14 protein-coding genes are annotated in these 20,444 nt (G+C 45.8%); 11 read left to right on the top strand and 3 right to left on the bottom strand.

Annotation, left to right across the window (positions count from 1 at the left end; genetic code table 11):
• Positions 1-149 precede the first annotated feature (149 nt).
• The 3 genes from infB to rimP all read right to left on the bottom strand — a co-directional run bounded on the left by infB (position 150) and on the right by rimP (position 4,765).
• Positions 150-2,957 carry a translation initiation factor IF-2 gene (gene infB, locus HMPREF9431_RS07675; RefSeq protein WP_004380651.1) on the bottom strand — a complete coding sequence of 936 codons (2,808 nt, stop codon included), beginning with the start codon at positions 2,955-2,957 and terminating at the stop codon, positions 150-152.
• Positions 2,958-3,027: 70 nt separating this feature from the next.
• Complete coding sequence (gene nusA / locus HMPREF9431_RS07680; protein WP_004380652.1) at positions 3,028-4,293, bottom strand: transcription termination factor NusA; 1,266 nt, start codon at positions 4,291-4,293, stop codon at positions 3,028-3,030.
• A gap of 4 nt (positions 4,294-4,297) precedes the next feature.
• On the bottom strand, positions 4,298-4,765 hold the full coding sequence (gene rimP / locus HMPREF9431_RS07685) for a ribosome assembly cofactor RimP (protein WP_004380653.1): 468 nt from the start codon (positions 4,763-4,765) through the stop codon (positions 4,298-4,300).
• Positions 4,766-5,223: 458 nt separating this feature from the next.
• Here rimP and HMPREF9431_RS07690 point away from each other — a divergent pair, with 458 nt between their 5' ends.
• The 11 genes from HMPREF9431_RS07690 (at position 5,224) to HMPREF9431_RS07740 (ending at position 20,371) form a co-directional block, all read left to right on the top strand.
• Entirely contained in the window at positions 5,224-8,271 is a 3,048-nt protein-coding gene (locus HMPREF9431_RS07690) for a SusC/RagA family TonB-linked outer membrane protein (protein WP_231287791.1), read from the top strand.
• Between the two features lie 25 nt (positions 8,272-8,296).
• Complete coding sequence (locus HMPREF9431_RS07695) at positions 8,297-9,760, top strand: RagB/SusD family nutrient uptake outer membrane protein (RefSeq protein WP_004380655.1); 1,464 nt, start codon at positions 8,297-8,299, stop codon at positions 9,758-9,760.
• A gap of 27 nt (positions 9,761-9,787) precedes the next feature.
• The gene (locus HMPREF9431_RS07700) at positions 9,788-10,621 is read left to right on the top strand and encodes a PKD domain-containing protein (RefSeq protein WP_004380656.1); all 834 of its coding nucleotides are present in this window, start codon (positions 9,788-9,790) and stop codon (positions 10,619-10,621) included.
• A 262-nt stretch (positions 10,622-10,883) separates the two neighbouring features.
• A complete protein-coding gene (locus HMPREF9431_RS07705) occupies positions 10,884-11,675 on the top strand; it encodes a DeoR/GlpR family DNA-binding transcription regulator (RefSeq protein WP_004380657.1) in 792 nt (263 codons plus the stop codon).
• 109 nt (positions 11,676-11,784) lie between these two features.
• Positions 11,785-12,711 carry a glycoside hydrolase family protein gene (locus tag HMPREF9431_RS07710; RefSeq protein WP_004380658.1) on the top strand — a complete coding sequence of 309 codons (927 nt, stop codon included), beginning with the start codon at positions 11,785-11,787 and terminating at the stop codon, positions 12,709-12,711.
• A gap of 78 nt (positions 12,712-12,789) precedes the next feature.
• On the top strand, positions 12,790-13,860 hold the full coding sequence (locus tag HMPREF9431_RS07715) for an SIS domain-containing protein (protein ID WP_004380660.1): 1,071 nt from the start codon (positions 12,790-12,792) through the stop codon (positions 13,858-13,860).
• 9 nt (positions 13,861-13,869) lie between these two features.
• The gene (locus tag HMPREF9431_RS07720; protein ID WP_004380662.1) at positions 13,870-15,093 is read left to right on the top strand and encodes an MFS transporter; all 1,224 of its coding nucleotides are present in this window, start codon (positions 13,870-13,872) and stop codon (positions 15,091-15,093) included.
• Between the two features lie 12 nt (positions 15,094-15,105).
• Positions 15,106-16,017, top strand: a complete 912-nt coding sequence (locus HMPREF9431_RS07725; protein ID WP_004380663.1) for an ROK family protein — start codon at positions 15,106-15,108, stop codon at positions 16,015-16,017.
• 5 nt (positions 16,018-16,022) lie between these two features.
• Entirely contained in the window at positions 16,023-16,322 is a 300-nt protein-coding gene (locus HMPREF9431_RS07730) for a hypothetical protein (protein ID WP_196794591.1), read from the top strand.
• 187 nt (positions 16,323-16,509) lie between these two features.
• Entirely contained in the window at positions 16,510-19,302 is a 2,793-nt protein-coding gene (locus HMPREF9431_RS07735) for a glycoside hydrolase family 2 protein (protein WP_004380667.1), read from the top strand.
• 13 nt (positions 19,303-19,315) lie between these two features.
• Positions 19,316-20,371 (top strand): DUF4434 domain-containing protein, encoded by a 1,056-nt coding sequence (locus HMPREF9431_RS07740; protein WP_004380669.1) that lies wholly within the window; start codon positions 19,316-19,318, stop codon positions 20,369-20,371.
• Positions 20,372-20,444 lie beyond the last annotated feature (73 nt).

Genomic DNA, 20,444 nt, shown 5'->3' on the forward strand with positions numbered 1-20,444 from the left:
ATGGATAGAGAGTGCCACTATGTTTAAGGTAGAATCGCTACACAATCACTACCAAATTGCTGTACAATATAGGCCACTTTAGTAGCCAATATCGCATGTTTTGCGTGGCAATCTATACCACTTTACTCGGCAGCTGTTGCGTGCTGATATTATAACTTCTGTTCTACTTCTATTTCAGTAAAGGTTTCTATCACGTCACCTTCCTGTATATCGTTATAGTTGACGAGGCTAATTCCACACTCCATGCCCATTGGAACCTCCTTCACATCGTCCTTATAGCGCTTCAATGCGTTGATGTCGGCCGTGCGAATCACAATGCCATCGCGCACCACACGGGCTTTATCCTTGGCGTGAACCTTACCCTCGGTGACCAAACCACCGGCAATAGTACCCACCTTTGATATCTTAAACACTTGTTGTACTTCTACTTGTCCGGTGATAACCTCTTTCTTTACCTTGTCAAGCATGCCCACCATGACACTCTTGATGTCGTCAATAGCATCGTAGATGATGGAATAAGTGTTGATTTCCACCCCTTCGCGGTCGGCCAATTTGCGTGCCTCTGACGACGGACGAACCTGGAAACCCACGATAACGGCATCGGAAGCGCTGGCCAACATCACATCGTTTTCGCTAATCTGACCCACGGCTTTACCAATGACATTCACTTGAACTTTCTCGGTAGAGAGTTTGATAAACGAGTCACTCAAGGCTTCAATAGAGCCGTCAGTGTCACCCTTCACGATGACATTCAGCTCATGGAACTCGCCTTTCGCAATGCGATGGGAGATGTCTCCCAGCGTGATACGCTTCTGAGTGCGCAGACCTTGCTCGCGTTGTAATTGCTCACGCTTGTTCGAAATCTCGCGTGCTTCTTGCTCAGTTTCAAGCACATGGAACTGATCTCCTGCGGTTGGGGCACCATTTAAACCCAAGATAATGGCGGGTTCTGCGGGACCTGCCTGCTCAATGCGCTGGTTACGCTCGTTGAACATGGCCTTGATGCGTCCCCAACTTGTGCCGGCAATCACCACATCGCCTATCTTAAGCGTGCCATTACTTACCAAAACGGTGCTCACATAGCCACGTCCTTTGTCGAGGGAAGACTCGATAATCGTGCCCGTTGCCTTGCGGTTGGGGTTGGCTTTGAGGTCTAACATCTCGGCTTCGAGCAGCACTTTGTCTAACAGTTCCTCAACGCCTAAGCCCTTCTTTGCACTGATTTCTTGGCATTGATACTTGCCTCCCCACTCTTCAACCAATAGGTTCATGTTGGATAAATCCTCACGAATCTTGTCGGGATTAGCACCGGGTTTATCGATCTTATTGATGGCAAATACCATCGGAACACCTGCTGCTTGTGCGTGAGCGATGGCCTCTTTGGTGGTCGGCATCACCGAGTCGTCGGCGGCAATGATGATGATTGCGATATCAGTTACTTGTGCACCACGGGCACGCATGGCTGTAAATGCTTCATGACCTGGCGTGTCTAAGAACGTCACCTTTTGCCCATTCTTCAGCGTTACACTATAAGCGCCGATATGTTGGGTAATTCCTCCGGCCTCACCTGCAATCACATTGGTGTTGCGAATGTGGTCGAGTAAAGAGGTTTTACCATGGTCTACGTGTCCCATCACAGTCACAATAGGCGCACGAGAGACTAAATCATTCTCGTCATCTTCCTCTTCACTCACAGCTTCTTGCACCTCCGCGCTCACATATTCGGTCTTAAATCCAAACTCATCCGCCACCATATTGATGGTTTCTGCATCCAAACGCTGATTGATAGACACCATGATTCCAACACTCATCAACGTAGAGATGACCTGCGTTACGGTGATGTCCATCATCGTAGCCAGCTCACTTACCGTGACAAACTCGGTAAGTTTAAGCACCTTTGACTCGCGCTTTTCGGCCTTAGCTTCTTGCTGAAGTTTCTCTTGAACGGCCTCTCTTTTCTCCTTTCTATATTTAGCTCCCTTCTTATTCTGGGTCTTATTGGTGAGTCGGGCAAGCGTTTCTTTCACCTGACGTGCAACCGCTTCGTCGTCAACCTCCAATGGTTTCTGATTGCGTTTGTTGCGGTTCTTTTTATTTTTGTTGCGCCCTGCATTGTTATTATTGCCGTTTTTGCCTTGCGAAGCATTGTTGTTCTGCTTGGCTTCGGCATTAATATCCACGCGTTCTTTATTGATACGCACCCGCTTTTTGCGCTCACCGCCCTGCTGAGCCGTCTTGTCTTCGCGCTCTTTTCGCTTCTCTTCTTTCGACTTTTTCTTAGGGCGTGTGTTCTGATTCAGCGCATCCAAATCCATTTTTCCTAACACTTTCACGCCGGGAGCATTCTGGATATTCTGCTCACTCTTCAGGGTATACAGCTCCGTCTCAGCAGCATTATCCTCCTTTTTCGTCTCTTCGACAGGAGTTTCAACGGCTTTCTCTGTAGGCTTTTCGGTGGGTTTCTCGTCCACTTTCTCCTCTTTTACAGGAGTTTCGGCAACCTTTTCTACAGGTTTTTCTTCAACTTTAGGAGCCACTTCCTCTTTCTTGGGTTCAGGTTTCACGGCAGCAACCTCAACCTTTTCTTCTTCTTTCTCTTCAGGAGCAACAGCTTTCTTAGCCGCAGGTTTCTTTCCTACGCTATCCAGATCAATCTTTCCTTTTGGCGTATACACCTGCTTTGGCGTCGCTTTCAGCAAGTCTTCTGCACGTGTTTCCTTCGTTTCAGCCGTTCGTTTCTTCTCCTTTGGCTTCTTTTGGAAAAGCTTTTCGGCTTCAGTACGCACGGCTGCATCTTGCTTAAAAGCCTCAACAAGCGCCTGGTATTGCTGGTCATTGAGTTTAAAACTCAAATCAGACTTCACCTCACCCAGTTCACTTTTCTTCTCAAGGAATTCAACTGCCGTTTGAAGTCCTATGTTTAATTCGCGTAATGCTTTATTTAATCTGATGCTCATGTACTTCTTTTCTTCTTAATCTTTTTGCCTATTTATGATATCATGTGTCTCGAAATAGCGTTTGTTACTATTATTGTTCAAACTCTGCACGCAACACATTGAGAACCTGATCCACGGTTTCTTCCTCAAGATCGGCCTTCTCTACCAACATCTCACGTGGCGCATTGAGCACCGCTTTCGCCGTGTCTAAGCCAATACTCTTGATGGCATCAATCACCCATTGGTCGATTTCGTCAGAGAATTCATCCAAATAAATATCTTCATCCACTTGATCTTCGGGCACTTCACGGAATACATCAATGGTATATTCAGTGAGCATTGAAGCCAATTTAATATTCATTCCGCCTCGACCTATCGCCAGACTTACCTCCTCAGGATGCAGATAAACTTCGGCTTTATGCTCTTCTTCGTTAACATTAATGCTGCTGATGCGCGCAGGACTCAGCGCACGTTGAATAAAGAGTTGCACGTTAGTGGTGTAGTTTACCACGTCGATATTCTCATTACAAAGTTCGTGAACAATGCCATGAACACGATTACCTTTCACGCCAACACATGCTCCTACGGGGTCAATGCGGTCGTCAAAGCTCTCAACAGCAATCTTAGCTCGCTCACCAGGAAGGCGTGCAATGCGACGAATGGCAATCAGTCCGTCGCCGATTTCGGGCACCTCCATCTCCAAAAGGCGTTCCAAGAACATGGGACTTGTGCGCGAGAGGATAATCTTTGGATTATTATTTTCGTTGTCAACACGTAAAATCACGGCGCGCATCGTTTCGCCCTTGCGATAAATATCGGCAGGAATCTGCTCGCTTTTCGGAAGAATAAGCTCATTGTTTTCATCGTCTATCATCAGCACTTCGCGCTTCCACACCTGATAAACCTCTGCAACAACAACCTGACCGACGCGGTCTTTATACTTATTATATAAGGTGTCGTGTTCCAATTCTAATACCTTTGAGGCCAATGTCTGACGCAAATTTAAGATGGCACGACGCCCAAACTTAGCGAAATTAACAGGCTCTGACACCTCTTCTCCCACTTCATAATCGGGCTCAATGGCTAAAGCATCTTTCAAAGCTATCTGCTTATTCTCGTCGGCTACCTCACCATCGGCAACAACAATGCGATTGCGATAAATCTCAAAGTCGCCCTTATCGGGGTTGACAATCACATCGAAATTCTCATCGCTGCCAAACAATTTGGCTAAAACATTGCGAAAACTCTCCTCTAACACACTCACCAGCGTGGTGCGATCAATGTTCTTCGTGTCTTTAAACTCACGAAAGGTATCTATCAAGCTGATTTGCTCACTATCACTTTTTCTTGCTGCCATAGCTCTATTTAAAACTGATTAAATATTTAGTATATTTTACATTATCCATTTGGAACGTATGATCGACATCCATTTTTTGCGGACGTTTCTTCCCTTCTACGGTCACTTTTTCGTTCACGGTCACCACAAAATCGTTCCCATCAACATGCTTTAGAATGCCTTGATATTTCTTTCCATCGGCAGCAAGCACCTCAACGGGCTTGCCAACAAAGTTAAGATATTGCTGAAGCACTTTGAAAGGCTGACCCAATCCGGCCGACCCCACCTCTAATTCGTAATCTTCTTCATCACGACTGAGATGGTCTTCGATGTATTTACTCAATGCAACACAATCGTCAATCCAAACGCCATCGGCATGATCAATCTCTACAACAATCTTGTCATCAGGGCTTATTTCGACATCAACGAGAAAATATTCCTTGTCTTCAAGCCATGTTTCAACTAATTTTCTTACGACATTTTTGTCAATCATACATGTTATATTAAAATAAAATGAGGAACTCTTAAGGAGCCCCCCATTCCACTGAACGCTGCAAAATTACGAAAAAAACGAATAGGCTGCAAACTTTTTGGCACTTTTATTTGCATGAGTAGTCAAGGCATCGCGTGTTTAAAGTCTCAATTTTGTGGCTAAAAGCTTGGTATATTGGTGTGTCAGCGTGATTGTTTGTGGGGTGAAATTTGTGCTGAAAAGAAGGTTTCCATTTCTGTGTTTGCTTGAGTTTTAATCACTTTTTGTTGGGGATGGAGAGCGGTTTTTAATGTGTTATTGCAGTCAAATAGTTTGTTTCGCTTAGTAATAATCATGTTTTATCACATAAAAAACGTTAATTAATGGTTGAAGTTTAGCATTTTATTCTTTCGTTTATTTTCCTTTTGTTATCTTTGTCGTCGAAATAAACAATCCGTATCATTAATATCATTACCGATATGAGACAAAAAAGAATTCAATTTTTGATGTTGTTCATGCTCTCTTTTACACCTATTTATATGATGGGACAAACGGGAGGGGAGCGAACAATTACAGGCATTGTGCTGGATGCCGAAACGAGTGAGCCGTTAATCGGCGTGACCGTGCGTGCTCCGAAGAGTGGTTCGGGCGTAACAACAGACTTGAATGGAAAGTTTGTTGTGAGGGTTCAGCCCAACGATTCTACGCTTTCTTTCTCTTATATAGGTTATTCTCCGAGGCATGTAAATGTAGTGGGGAAGAGCCGATTGAACGTTTCGCTGTCCGAAATGGCTAATACGGTGGGCGAAGTGGTTGCTGTTGGTTACGGAATCCAAAAGAAAGAAGATCTCACGGGGGCCATCTCTGTGGTGGACATGAAGGAAGTAAACAAGCTTTCGGCTTCGACATTGAGTCATGCTTTGCAGGGTCAAGTGGCAGGAGTTGACGTGACAAGTTTCTCAGGTTCGCCTGGTTCGGGTATTTCTGTGCGTGTGCGTGGTATCGGAACACTCAACGATTCGGATCCATTGTTTGTGGTTGACGGCATGATGGTGGGCGACATCAATTTCCTAAACACTGCAGATATAGAGTCGGTTCAGGTGTTGAAAGATGCTTCGGCCACGGCTATTTATGGTTCGCGTGGCGCTAATGGTGTCATTATCATCACAACAAAAAAAGGAATAGCAGGTAAAGCGACGATTAATTTCTCGGCTTATTATGGCATACAAAACGTGTGGAAATCGAGTAATATGTGTGATGGTCCGACATGGGGTATGCTGAGAAACGAAATGTCTGCAGGGCTTGGTGGCGGAACACTCATAGAAGATACGCGCACATTGCCGACAGTTGACTACTTTGATGCGATTCTTCATAAGGATGCTCCCGTGAAGAATGCCGACTTTTCGGTGTCAGGTGGTAATGAGAAAGGTACGTATTTCTTGAGTCTAAACGGTTTCAGTCAAGACGGAATCATCAAGAAAACGTCTTTCGACCGTGTTACTTTGCGTGCGAATGGCGATTTTAAAGCCAATTCATGGCTTACCGTTGGCGAGAATATCACGTTGATACGGACAAATCATAGAGGTGGAATTGAGAACGATGAGTGGACAAGTCCCATCATGACCACTTATACCCGCGACCCGATTACGCCCATTCGCAATGAAGATGGCAGCTTTACAAAGTCTACTTTCAGTGACATTTGGAACCCCATGGCAACTATTGAGTACAATAATCCTAAGAACACCGTGTACCGTGTGTTGGCCAATGTCTATGGTGAAATCAGTTTTTTGAAACATTTTAAGTTTCGTTCAGCCTACTCAACCGAGTATGCTAACAATGAATATTCAAACTATACACCCGTTTACTACGTATTTGCTGCGCAGCAAAATCCCAATGTCAACTCACTCACAAACTATACTTATAGCACTTATATAAGGCAGTTTACGAACACGTTGACCTTTGATAAGAAGATAAAGGAACATGCGTTCTCGGCCATGTTGGGCAGTGAATCGTATGCAGTGACCTATAAAAGTCTGCAAGCTACGGTAAAAGATATTCCCAGCAATGACCCGAATGTGATGTTCATTGATAATGCCCGCACGAAAGATAATGCTGCTGCGGCAAAGGGAATCACAACAGAAAATAAGCAGGCTTCGGGTTTTGCACGCTTGAATTATAATTTCTTGGAGCGCTATCTTCTCACGTTCAACGTGCGTATGGACGGTTCTTCTAAGTTTACAAGAGGCCATCGTTGGGGCGTTTTCCCGTCGGTTTCAGCAGGCTGGCGCGTCACAGAAGAGCCTTTTATGAAGAATGTAAAGGTGCTCAACAACCTTAAACTTCGCATGGGTTGGGGGCAAATTGGTAATGAAGGCAGTGTCGATGCCTATTCGTATGCCACATTTGCTTCTTCAGGATCCAATTATTTGTTTGGTGGTGTCTTTGTTCCTGGCTTCAGTTTCAACAGCGCTGGTAACACAGAATTGAAATGGGAAAAGACCACAACAACTAATCTTGGCATTGATTTTGCGCTCTTCAACAGCAAGCTGAGTGGTACTGTGGAGTTCTTTAACAAGATAACAAGCGATATGTTAATGCGTGTTCCTGTGCCAGGACAGACGGGTATGCAGGAGCCTCCTTTCCAGAATGCAGGAAAAATGCGCAACCGTGGTTTGGAGATTTCGTTGCAATATAAGAATTATGACCACCCTGTGGGTTATTCAGTGGGGGCAAACTTCACCACCATTCAGAACCGTGTGCTTGACTTAGGTGCAAACAATGCCAACATTGATGGGGCTTCTTTCATGAATACCGTGCATCTTACGCGCACCACTGTGGGCAGACCTATTGCACAATTTTACGGTCTAAAGACCGACGGACTGTTCCAGAATTGGGATGAAGTGCATGCACAAACTGCACAAAAGAATGTTGCGCCTGGCGATGTACGCTATAAGTTGGTGAATAAAGATAATCTTTTCAGTAGCGAGAATTACACCTATTTAGGAAGTCCGTTGCCTAAGTTCAGCTATTCTTTCAATGCCGCAGCCAGCTATAAAGGATTTGATTTGAGTGTAGCCCTGCAAGGTGTCTATGGTAATAAAATATACAATGGTCCTTCAACTTATACGCGTTCTACACAAAATCTGTCGTATAACTATGCTCGTGATATGATTAAACGTTGGCGAGGAGAGGGAACACAGACCGATGCACGCTATCCTCGTTTGGGCGGATTAGATGCAAATAACTCCATCTTGCAATCCGATCGTTACCTGGAAGATGGTTCTTACTTGCGCATTAAGATGGTACAATTGGGCTATACGCTTCCTGTTACACTCACAACAAAGATTGGAATTAAGTCTGTACGCATCTATATCAATGCACAAAATCTCTATACCTTTACGAAATATACGGGACTTGACCCCGAGATTGGTATGAAAGGTGGTGAAGATCCTTTGGATATTGGTGTAGACAGAGGTTATTATCCTATGCCTCGTCTATATAGCATAGGAATGAATGTGACATTATAAACAAACAATCTAAAGTAAAACGACAATGAAAAGATATTTAATTTATGTGCTTTCAGGCGCACTTTTGGGCTTAACCTCGTGCGAAAGTTTTTTAGATACCCCTGTTCCAAGCATCGACCAACATACATTCTTCTCTGGAGAACAGACTGCTTATAGCGCATTGGTTGGCGTGTATGACCCTGCGGGTTGGATGGAGAATATTCAGTTTCTCGACTGGGCGATTGGTGATGTTGTGTCAGATGATGCCACAAAAGGTGGCGGAGGGGATAGCGATCAACCGCAGATTTTAGACCTCGAACACTTTAGAGCGACACCTGAAATGGCTACACTTTCAACGGTTTGGGACCAAGATTATGAGGGAATCAATCGTGCCAATCGTGTGATTGAGGGCGTGAAGGATAACTCATTTATCAGAGAAGACGTGCGCAAACGCTTTGTAGCTGAAGCCCGCTTTATGCGTGGTTACTATTACTTTTCATTAATGAAAATCTTTGGTGCCGTGCCCATCGTCGACCATATCTTGGCACCTTCCGAATATAAAGGGCCGAGAAATACGATGGAACAATGCTGGAACTTTGTTGAAGACGATTTCAAAGCTGCCATGGAAGGGCTTCCTCATAAGAAGGCTATGCCAGCTTCTGAGCTTGGAAGGGCAACATGGGGTGCCGCAGCAGCGTTCCTTACGAAAGCTTATATCTTCCAAGAGAAATGGAAATTGGCTGAAGCACAAGCAAAAGCAGTCGTGGCTTCGGGCGACTATGACCTGCAACCCAACTATGGAGATCTCTTTACGATTGCTACAGACAATGGTATTGAATCGGTGTTTGACATTCAACTCAAAGACTTTAAGATGACACAGTGGGGCGATGAGAATGAAGGTAGCATGTTGGAAATCTATCAACGGAGTCGCGATGACCGTAATGGCGGATGGGGATTTGACCAGCCTACGCAAAGCTTATATGATGAGTTTGAACCAGGTGACATACGTCGTGAGTGGACAATTATCAAGAATGGTGATGTGCTTTGGCAGGGAACGGCCGACGAAGAGATTATTTATACAAACTATGATCCCGTCCATAATCCCGATGCTCCGCGCGTAGGCTATTGCAAACGCAAAGGAACCCTGCCCAAGAGTCAGCGCCCTGATATGACCGATGCAGCCAGTCTCAATGTGCGTGTCATTCGCTTTGCCGATGTATTGTTGTGGCAAGCCGAAGCAGCTGTGCACAACAACAGTGACTGGCAAACGCCACTCAACCGTGTGAGAGCACGTGTAGGATTAGGTGAAAGCCCATATAAGGCAGACCCACTTAAAGCAGTTTATCACGAACGCCGCGTAGAATTGGCTATGGAAAGTCATCGTTATTGGGACTTAGTGCGTACGGGTCGTGGCGCTCTGATGGCTGGTTACACGGATAACAAACGCTATTTCCCCATTCCACAAAAGGAAATCAATCTCAATCCTAACTTGGTACAGAATCCCTATTGATGGATAAAACATAAAAATGACATCGTTATGAAAAAGTTTATTTATTCAACTACCGTCCTCGTCACTATGTTAATCTCCTGCGAACCCCAGCAGATGGAGACGGGAAAAATCGGTCCTGCGCCCATAAACGCAGCGATAACAACGAATGCAACCGACCCACATAATCCCATATTCACGGCACATGCCGATAATGGTTATATCTTTCATTGGGACATGGGCAACGGGCAAACCATTGCTCCAGGCGCCAATACCGCCACATCTTACTATCCTTTTGTCGGCACTTACACCGTGGGTGTAACCATTTATGGCGAGGGTGCACAGGAAGTGTTGGCCGAAACGTCTTACAAGGTAACGAAAAATGACCCCGAGATAGCTAAAAAGCCTGTGTGGAAAGAGCTTACAGGTGGTGGAACTGGGCGTACATGGGTCTACAATACTAACCCTGCAACGGGCAAACCCGACTATTGTTATCAGACAACAGGCGATCTTGTCAACTATAAGGATAACTGGATGCCCTCGGCAAGTTGGGGACAATGCGACCGCATTACGCCCGATATTAACGGCGAAATGACGTTCGATCTCAACGATGGGGTGAACTACACCTATCATCATGTTGCAGGTGACGCTGGTGTGAAAGGCACATTCATTCTCGATACCGAGAAGATGACGCTCACAGTCAAAGACCCTTTCATTCTCGATCACAATGCAGCTTGCACCAATGCAGCCGCTGCTGCCACAGGAGTATATCAAATCAAGAAGCTCACCGATGACGAATTGGTACTTTGGCAGATGCAGACTCATCCCACTTCAACACCAGGTTCAGGTGTAGGTTGGGGCTGGAGTTTTAAGAGAAAGCCATAAATGCAAGCAGCAAAGGCTTTTAAAACAACCATAACAGGGTGTGAAGAAACCACACTTTGCACCCCTGTTCAATAGCCTTTAGGCTAAAACAACAAAAAGCGTTCTTTCACATTTTTAATCACAACGAGACAAGTCCGTGCACGACCTACGCTGTTGTCGACCATGTTGAAATTGTAATCTGACAGAAATCGCAAGAGAAAAAGAAACGAAAGTAAACGAAAATTCGTACTTTTGCAGCATACGATTTAATCAGATTTCAAGCATGGTACAACAAAAAGGAGCAACAGAGAATGCCCTCTTTCAGGAAGAAAGGTTAGGAAAAATCATTGCACTATTAGAAAAAGAAGGTCGTGTAGTGACGAAAGACTTGGTAGAAACGCTCGGAGCTACCCCTGTAACACTGCGCAAAGATTTGCTGCTGTTAGAAAAACGTGGCTTGCTTAAACGCACACATGGCGGCGCAGTAAAAGTGAAACAGCTATATCCTGGATTAGCACTCAACGAGAAAGAGAAGATAAATCTGGAAGAAAAGATGCGCATTGTGCGCAAGGCTGTAGCTTTTATCTCTGAAGGTGACACGATAATCCTTGATGCTGGTTCGACAACAAGCCTGCTGGCAAAGGAGATTAAGCACTTTAAGCGCTTGGTAGTGATTACCAATGCGATTAATATTGCCACCGAACTGAGCAACACTTCTATTGAGGTTATCATGGTTGGTGGCAATCTTTTAAAGCAAGGGGCAACGCTTGTGGGACCCTTAGCCGACGAAGTGTTGCGCAAAATATCTGCCGATAAGCTCTTTATGGGTGTTGATGGCGTTGACTTTAAAGTAGGATTGACCACGCCCGACATCAATGAAGCCAAGACCAGTAGGGTGATGATGGAGGCCGCAGGAGAAGTTTTTCTGTTGGTAGATTCCTCAAAGTTCGGGCGACGTAGTCTCGGTGTTATTTCCGATGTGAAGCACATCGATAAGCTCATCACCACGAAACGATTGACAGGAGCTGAATTTCAGCTGCTTCTGACAGACAGAGTAGAGGTGTATATGGTATAAAGCTCACACATAAGTGTTACTCATACGAGTAGATTTTATGTTGTTTTCTTCCTTGCTTGTCGCGTGATGCTATCAAAGAAAAGATATAAACAATATAAAAACAAAAAGTATGAGAACAAAGAAAACATTTTTTGCATTGAGTTTGTTCGCAGCATTGAGTCTCAATGCTTTCGGACAAAGTAACGTTTATCCGCAAGTAGCCGACGACCAATTGGTCATACAAGGTGATAAATGTGGTTGGGATGCCGGCACGGTACACACGTTCTCGATTGTCGAAGCCAACAAAGACGGCTACAAATATTGGGGCTATTATGCGCTTGACCATTATGAGAACGATGTACATTTGCGCAAGGCTGGCCTCGTGAGAAGCAATAATTTGCTTGATTGGGTGAAATATGAAGGCAACCCAATCATTGCTTCTAACTGCCGATGGCCGACCGTTGTGACGAGCAATGGCAAGTTCTATATGTTCTATGCCGAGTACAAAGGCCCCAACAAAGACAGTCGCATTGTGATGGCTGAGAGTGACAATGGTATTGATTTCGATAACAAACGTGTCGTAGTACCTTATGCAGATGGTCAGCAAAACCAAAATCCGTTTATCTATTTCAATAAGAACGACGGCTTCTACTACCTTTTTTATTATAACGGAACCGAACAGGCCAAGAGCAATCAATATTGGAGTGTGATGGTGAAGAAGAGCAAAAACGTTGCCGATTTGCCTACACAAAAAGCTTATACGGTTGTTTCTTCAAACAAAACATTGGCTGCTCCATCTGTGGCTTACTACAATAACACCTATTATTTGTTGGTAGAAGAGTTCAGCGACGATACCCATACCAAATGGGTTACCAATGCTTTTGCTTCAAAAGATGTTGACAAAGGCTACAAGCGTGTGACCAACAATCCCGTGTTATATAAGAATGATGCCTGCGCATTCCAATATGTGCTTGACAATCATCTCTATGTAACCTATTCACATTGTATAGATTTGTCAAAGGGACAATGGGTGTTGCGAATGATGAAAGCAAAATAAACACTATTATATAATGTGGCTGCCTGTGTCAATAGACATGGGTGGCCTTTCATTCAACCCTATCATTACAAATAAACTATGAATATGAAAAAGAATCAATTTCTTACAGAAATCATGGAGCAACCCGCTGCCATCCAAAATATTATTGAGTTCTATTCTGGCGAAGCGGGCATGACATTACTCGCAAAAATCAAAGAGACCATTGCACAACATTCCATCGAACACGTGATTTTCACAGGTATGGGCAGTTCGTTTTTTATCTCGTTTGCTGCAGCCAACCTGTTCAATCAGTTGGGCATTCCCGCCATGTATATCAATACAAGCGAGTTGTTGCATTACAATCTAAACCTGCTTCATCGTCCCACGCTCTTAGTTTGTTCGTCGCAATCGGGTGAAAGCTACGAGATAAAAGAAATTTTAGAGCATCTCCCTGCTACGGTATTCTGTGTTGGTATCGTCAATGAAGAAGACAGTGCACTGGCAAAAAAGGCCGATATAGCTTTGCTTTGCAAGGGAGGAAAAGAAGAAATGACCTCCACCAAGACCTACGTTGTCACGTCAATGGCGGCTTATATCTTGGGCTTATACCTTGCAGGCAAATGGGATGATGCAGCGATTACCCGATTGAAAGCATTGCAACACCATTTTGAAAGCGCACTCTCGGGCTATGAAGTGTGGCTGAATAAAGGTTTAGACTTCCTGGGTGACATCACAACGTTGCAGATTATTGCCCGCGGTCCGGCTTATTCCACGGCAAGTCAGAGTGCCCTGATGTTCAAAGAAGCTACCCACATTGCTGCAACGGGCATCTTGGGAGGCGAGTTTCGACACGGTCCGATGGAGATGGTGGCCAAAGGTTTCAAGTCAATCTTGTTTGCATCTGAAGGCAAAACATTGGAGCAAAGTTTGAAAATGGCCGAAGATATTGCCCAATTTGGCGGCAAAGTGTGGCTCCTCACCAATGCCAAAGCGGCGTTAAGCAAGCACAATGACCACATCTTACCCGTCTATATTGACGAACAAGATGAGTTCCTTTTCTCCGTACAGAGCATTATTCCCGTGCAACTCTTCATAGATGAATATGCCAAACGCCACGGTTTCGAGGCAGGAAGTTTCTCGCGTGGTGCCAAAGTCACCATCACCGAATAAGCATAAGCTATGAAACAGCGCGAAAAGAAACACACCTTTCTCTTGGTTGTCACAACGTTGATGTATGTGATATTTGGTTTTCTGACCTCGGTTATCGGTGTCGTTATCGATCGCTTTCAGGCCGAATACAACGTATCGTTGGCCGTGGCAGCCCTTTTGCCCTTTGCCTTTTTCTTGGCTTATGGACTCACATCCATCCCATTTGGTATGCTGATGGACAGGCATGGCGCCAAGCCTGTGTTGCTTTTGGGCACGGCATTGATGTCAATCGGGTCTTTTCTTTGCTATTTCAGCAGCAACTATGTGGCCGTCATCATATCGGTTTTTCTCATCGGAATTGGTGTTACGGCTGTTCAGATAGCCGGGAATCCGTTCATTCGCGTGTTGGATGCACCGTCAAGATACACCGCTAATCTCACCATGGTTATCGGAATCGGTGCGTTAGGTTATGCTTTGAGTCCGCTCGTTGTGCCCGTATTGCAGGCCAACGGCTTTTCTTGGAAAGCCATTTATCTGCTCATTGCATTGGTCAACATCGCCATTCTTGGCATTGTGGCCTGCTCACGCTTTCCCGAAGCCAAGTCAACCCAAGACGAAAGGCTCGACTTGTCGAGGGTGTGGGCACTCTTTCGCCATCCGATTGTCTGCACTTATGCGCTCGGCATCTTCCTTTATGTGGGTGCCGAAGTGGGTGTTTCGTCCTACATCATCACCTTCATGAACAGCGTTCACCACCTCACCAACACACAATCTTTCTGGGCCGAAGATTCGTTCTTCTATCAACTCTTCCCCTCGAAGACAGCATTAATCGTGGCTTTGTTTTGGTTGTTGCAGGCCGTTGGGCGCATGGTGGCTTCGTTTTTGATGCATTGGATGAGCGAAAAGAAAATATTTATTTTCCACAGCGCCTGCACCATCGTCGCCCTTTTGTGCGCCATGATGGGCAGCGAGAGCGTCTCTTTGGTGTCATTTGCCTTGGTGGGCTATTTCACCTGCGTCTCTTTCACGTCCATCTTCAGTGCCGTTATCAACAGTTTCGACCGCGACCACGGCATGCTTTCGGGCCTCTTGGGCACAGCAATCGTAGGTGGAGCCTTTGTGGGATGGCTGGTTGGGTTTGTCGGAAACCAATGGGGTATGTGTGTAGGCATGTCTATCAATGTGCTGGCCTTCCTCTATGTGTTCTATCTTTCGGTATGGGGAAAGGGGCGATTAGATGTCAGCGATCATTAAAATCTTCAGCAAATGAAAAAGCAAATTATCATAGGTGTCGACCTTGGCGGCACGAAAATCATGACGGGTGCCATCAATCAAGACGGCAAAGTGCTTGGCACGCCCGTGAAAGTGCCCACAGAAGGCACACAGCCCAAGGAGGTTATTTTGAATAAAATCGTCACCTCGATAGCGCAGGTGATGGCCGACAATGCCATCACCACAGCCCAGCTACAAGGCATTGGCATCGGTTCTACGGGGCCACTCGACAGTCAGGCGGGCATGATATTGGAGTGTCCGCAGCTGCCCACCCTGCATTTCTTTCCGCTAAGAGATGCCATCAGTCAGCGATTTGGCGTGCCCGTCAGGCTCAACAACGATGCCAACTGTCTCATTCTTGGCGAAGCCCTCTTTGGCGCAGGCCTCGGAAAGCGGCAAATAGCAGGCTTCACGCTGGGCACAGGCATTGGCTGTGCACTCGTCTTTGATGGCAAAATATGGAATGGTGCCACAGGAACGGCCGGCGAAATCTGGTGCTCGCCCTACGGAGACGGCTCCATTGAAGACAGCATTTCAGGTCATGGCGTGACGGCCATCTATCGTGGTTTCTCCCAAAAGGAGGCCACTTCGCTCGAAGTTTTCAAGCTGGCCGAGCAAGGAGACCCCTTAGCGCTGGCCACATGGGAGGCCTTTGGCAAGGCTTTGGCCGTGCCTTTGGCTTGGACCATCAACCTCATCGACCCCGAAGTGGTTATCCTGGGTGGCTCGATTGCCGGGGCTTACCGTTATTTCAGTGCAGCCATGGAGCGCGAACTCCGCCAAAACATCTGTCCCGTTCCGGCCGAAAGGACGCGCGTGGTGTGCTCCACGCTGGGCGACCATGCCGGCTTTGTTGGCGCAGCCTGTCTGATGTTGGACAACAAGTCGCGGGAAACGATGCAATAAAAACGATGTTTTTGCCACACGATATGGCCCATATTGCCACACGATTTAGTGCATTTTGCAGCATGATTTGGCCTATATTGCTATGCGATTGGGCACAGATTTCAAAAGAGATGCAAGCGACCAGCGAAAAAGGTGTATATCTTTTTGCGGAAAAGTATATACTTTTCGCCCAAAAAGTACATACTTTTTTCCATCGCAAATATATGCCTTTTATTCAAAGGATATATCGTTTTTTCAAAAAGGTACTATGGTTTGATGGAAAAAGTACTATCGTTTTGCCTAAAAAGTACTATCGTTTTGCCTAAAAAGTACTATCGTTTTTTGAGAGAAGGCCTATCGCGTTGCAATCGTCTAACTGTCAGTTGATTGAGGAAGCATGGCTTTTTCGATGAAAAGACTTTGGAAAATGGCGTGGCATCGCAACACCTTTGGTGCTGTTTTAGGCCGATAAATACATAAAAAATAAAAGTAAATTCAACGAACAACAACACAATGAAACCAATCCTTTCAACCATCTTTGCCCTCGTGGCGGTTGTGACCATGCCGGCACACGCCACAGATGGCAAGCAGTTGCTCACCCATTGGAGACTGAAATCGTCCACACAGGTGACACCGTTGGGCAATGTTCTCTCGCTGCCCACTTATCAAACGCATGACTGGTACCAAGCTACGGTGCCTACAAGCGTGTTGGGCGCGTTGGTCAAGGCGGGCGTTTATCCCGACCCACACTTTGATTTGAACGACCTCAAGATACCCGATGCGTCAGACAATCTGAACAAACGTTTGGGATTAAGCAAATATAGTTACATCAAAGGTGTGGCCAATCCGTTTAAAGACCCCTATTGGTTTCGCACCAAATTCTTGGTTCCGGCTCATCAAAAGGGACGGCGCACGTGGTTGAACTTCGATGGAATCAACTATCGGGCAGACGTTTGGGTGAACGGAAAGCAGGTGGCCGACCACAAGAACATGGCGGGTATGTTTCTGCGTTTTAAGTATGACATCACACGATTTGTAACGGTTGGCAAAGAGAATGCGGTGGCCGTGAAGATTTATCAGGTGGACAACGTGGGCACACCCTCGCCGGGTTATCTCTTTCAACCGTTCGGACAGGCACGCGGTCAGGGGCAAGAAATTTTCCGAGACGTCACGCTAAAGTTTATGGCAGGCTGGGATTGCTCGCCCGTTGTGCGTGATCGCAACATGGGAATCTATCAGAATGTCTACCTGACGTATACAGATGACGTGAAGATTGAGCATCCTTACATTGTCACCGACTTGCAACTGCCCGATACAACGAATGCTTATCTCACCGTTTCTGCCGAGCTCCGCAATGCCGGAACGGCTGTTTGCCGAGGTGTTTTGCGTGGGACGATTGACTTGGAAAAGGAGGTTGACTTCTGCACCTATAAGAAACAGATGCCCGGAACAATGCCGACCGTGGTGTTTGAACGCGCGGTTGAAATCCCTGCGGGGCAAACCATTACCGTGGCTTTCACGCCAAAAGACTATGCGCAACTGCACATTCGAAATCCACATCTGTGGTGGCCCAACGGCTATGGTATGCAATATCTGCACAAGTTGAAGCTCACTTTCGAGATGAATGGCAAAGTGTCTGACGAGCAAACCACCACCTTTGGTATCCGCAAAATCACCTCTACACTGAAGGAACGCGATGGCGAACACGGGCGAATCTTTTGGGTAAATGGCAAAAGAATCTTCAGCAGGGGCGGCTTTATCCAGCCAGATATGTTGCTGGATATGAACCGTAAGCACATGTATGACGAGGCTCGACTCTTGGCTTTGGCGGGAGTTAACATGATAGCCAATGAAGATATGCCGTCGCCTCCCGAAGAAGTGATGGAGACTTACGATAAATATGGGCTGCTGATGTGGGAGGTTTTCTTTCAGTGTTGGACCAGTTATCCCGGCACAGAGACCTTTAAAAACCCCACCGATACGAAGTTGGCACTGCGCAATATGTACGATGTGGTGAAACGCTACCGCAATCATCCCAGCCTCGTGCTGTGGTGTATGCAGATAGAAACTATCATTCGCGAAGAACTCTACGTCCCTTTGCGCGAGTATATTCGCCAAAACGACCCCACACGTCCCGTCATTGCAACGTCAAGTCACGGCTGGGATGTGGACAAAGAGACACCTTATATCAAGCCCGATCTGCCCACAGGCATGACCGATGAGAATGCGCCCGACTACACTTGGTATCCACATCCTTATTACTATAACAAGGTTTTGGAGGTGAAAGACCAAATGTTTCGCAATGAGATGGGCGTGCCCGCGGTGTCTACCTTGGCCAGCATGAAGAAATATATCTATCGTTTGGGCAAGGGAGAAAAGACCGCTTATTATCCGTTGGATAGTGTTTGGGCCTATCATGATGCATGGGATTCGATTTGTTGTCCGCCCGAAAGTTATGCTTATAAGCCTTATGATGAGGCTATTCGGCGGGAGTTCGGACAACCACAAAGTGCCGAAGATTATATTCGTTGGGCACAATATATCAACGCGGGCAGCTATCGTGCGATGTATGAAGCTGCTAATCATCGCATGTGGGACATCACAACGGGCGTAATGTTGTGGAAACTTAATGCCACATGGCCTCAGGTGTTGTGGCAGATCTACGACTGGTTCCTCAATCCAAATGCGGGCTATTTCTATGCCAAAAAGGCTTTGGAGCCGTTGCATATCCAGATGAACGAGCACAATCGTATGGTTGCTGTCATCAACACCATGCATCGTTCGCACGAGAAACTCACAGCCGATGTTCGCCTTTATGACTTTAATATGAACATCGTTTGGCAGCAACAACAGCCACTTTCTATCGGTGAAGATTGCTATAAAGAGCTGTTTACGCTGCCACAGCCCAAGGAAATTACACCCGTTTACTATGCTCGCCTGCTCTTGAAAGATGGGAATGGCAAGGTGGTTTCCGAAAACTTCTATTGGCTTTCGGCCGATGGCAAGAACGATTTCCGCGCCATTACGCAGATGCCTAAGGTGGATTTGCAGCTCACTTCCACTACAACAACGAAAGATAATGACATCGTCATGCGGATAAAAGTAAAGAATTCCACCAATCGTTTGGCCTTTATGCACCGCCTGATGATAACCAAAGGCGACAGCGAAGACGAAGTTTTACCCACCTTTTGGACAGACAATTTCCTCACTATCTTCCCTGGTGAGGAGCGCGAAGTCATGGCAACTTTTGCACGCCAAGACTTAGAAGGTGCCACACCTGTATTGAAATTGGATAGGAATCAATAAAGAAGCATTCAATATGACACAATCCATAAATTTTAAGAATATGAAGAAATATGGTTTTCTCATCGCATTTTTGCTGCCCCTTTTCATCAGCGCATGCAGCAAAGATGACGCAAATTCGGCCAAAAACGATGCCGATTACATCACCGTTGATGCCAAAAAGGCACTCACAGGTAGTTTCATTGAGTTCTCGGGAAAAGACGATTGGGCACCCTATCAGTGGAATAGCTTGCTCGAAGGAATGAAAAAGACGGGGCTAAATACGGTTATTGTGCAGTTCGCTGCCTATAATGACAATGTGTGGTTCAACTCAAACAACACTTTTACCAAGAACAGAAGTAAGTTTCAATTGGGGCGTTTGTTGGCCGCAGCCGAACTGAAACACATGGAGGTTTACATCGGACTCTATTTCAATGAGGAGTATTGGCACAAACAAACCGATGTCGATTGGCTCAAGTTGCATGCTGACCGCTGCATTGAAATTGCACAGGAAATTAACGCACAGTATGGAAACAGCCCGGCTTTCAAGGGTTGGTATATCCCGCATGAGCCCGAACCTAACGCTTATAACACTGATGCTAAGGTGGCCTCATTCAGAGATAACTTCGTCAATCGTATCTCCAACAAGCTGCATCAGCTGAACAATAAGCCTGTTTCGATTGCTGCTTTTTGGAACAGCGACCTTTCTACGCCCGAACAATTGCAGCACTTCATGGCCGAATTGAGCAAAGCCAATCTGCAAATTATTATGCTACAAGACGGAGTAGGTGTAGAACATGTTAAACTTGATCGTCTTAAAAGCTACTATGACTATGCTGCAAAGGGACTTTTTACCGAGAATACGGTTTATCAAGGAGCATTTTGGACTGACCTCGAAACGTTCACTTCGTCTCACACACCTGCGCCGTTTGATCGCATCAAGCAACAACTTACCACCGAACTTGCTGTCGAAAAGGTGAGCAAAGCCGTGTCTTTTCAATATTATAACGATATGTGTCCCACGGGACCATTTGGCAAATCGGCTGGCAAACTCCGTCAGAATTATCGCAATTATATCAGTACAATGAAATAAAAAACCTCAAATCTTTCATAGTAGTAGTTTTAGTTAGTAGTTAATTCAGATGCCCACCGTCAATTTAATGTTG

The organism is Segatella oulorum F0390 (assembly GCF_000224615.1).
In the GTDB taxonomy this organism is placed as follows: Bacteria; Bacteroidota; Bacteroidia; order Bacteroidales; family Bacteroidaceae; genus Prevotella; species Prevotella oulorum.

What these genes read in the sequence shown, in the direction of transcription:
- HMPREF9431_RS07690 (WP_231287791.1), top strand. Translation starts at nt 5,224, where the DNA reads ATGAGACAAAAAAGAATTCAATTTTTGATGTTGTTCATGCTCTCTTTT.
- HMPREF9431_RS07725 (WP_004380663.1), top strand. Translation starts at nt 15,106, where the DNA reads ATGAAAAAGCAAATTATCATAGGTGTCGACCTTGGCGGCACGAAAATC.
- HMPREF9431_RS07695 (WP_004380655.1), top strand. Translation starts at nt 8,297, where the DNA reads ATGAAAAGATATTTAATTTATGTGCTTTCAGGCGCACTTTTGGGCTTA.
- rimP (WP_004380653.1), bottom strand. Translation starts at nt 4,765, where the DNA reads ATGATTGACAAAAATGTCGTAAGAAAATTAGTTGAAACATGGCTTGAA.
- infB (WP_004380651.1), bottom strand. Translation starts at nt 2,957, where the DNA reads ATGAGCATCAGATTAAATAAAGCATTACGCGAATTAAACATAGGACTT.
- nusA (WP_004380652.1), bottom strand. Translation starts at nt 4,293, where the DNA reads ATGGCAGCAAGAAAAAGTGATAGTGAGCAAATCAGCTTGATAGATACC.
- HMPREF9431_RS07715 (WP_004380660.1), top strand. Translation starts at nt 12,790, where the DNA reads ATGAATATGAAAAAGAATCAATTTCTTACAGAAATCATGGAGCAACCC.
- HMPREF9431_RS07735 (WP_004380667.1), top strand. Translation starts at nt 16,510, where the DNA reads ATGAAACCAATCCTTTCAACCATCTTTGCCCTCGTGGCGGTTGTGACC.
- HMPREF9431_RS07730 (WP_196794591.1), top strand. Translation starts at nt 16,023, where the DNA reads ATGTTTTTGCCACACGATATGGCCCATATTGCCACACGATTTAGTGCA.
- HMPREF9431_RS07720 (WP_004380662.1), top strand. Translation starts at nt 13,870, where the DNA reads ATGAAACAGCGCGAAAAGAAACACACCTTTCTCTTGGTTGTCACAACG.
- HMPREF9431_RS07700 (WP_004380656.1), top strand. Translation starts at nt 9,788, where the DNA reads ATGAAAAAGTTTATTTATTCAACTACCGTCCTCGTCACTATGTTAATC.
- HMPREF9431_RS07705 (WP_004380657.1), top strand. Translation starts at nt 10,884, where the DNA reads ATGGTACAACAAAAAGGAGCAACAGAGAATGCCCTCTTTCAGGAAGAA.
- HMPREF9431_RS07740 (WP_004380669.1), top strand. Translation starts at nt 19,316, where the DNA reads ATGACACAATCCATAAATTTTAAGAATATGAAGAAATATGGTTTTCTC.
- HMPREF9431_RS07710 (WP_004380658.1), top strand. Translation starts at nt 11,785, where the DNA reads ATGAGAACAAAGAAAACATTTTTTGCATTGAGTTTGTTCGCAGCATTG.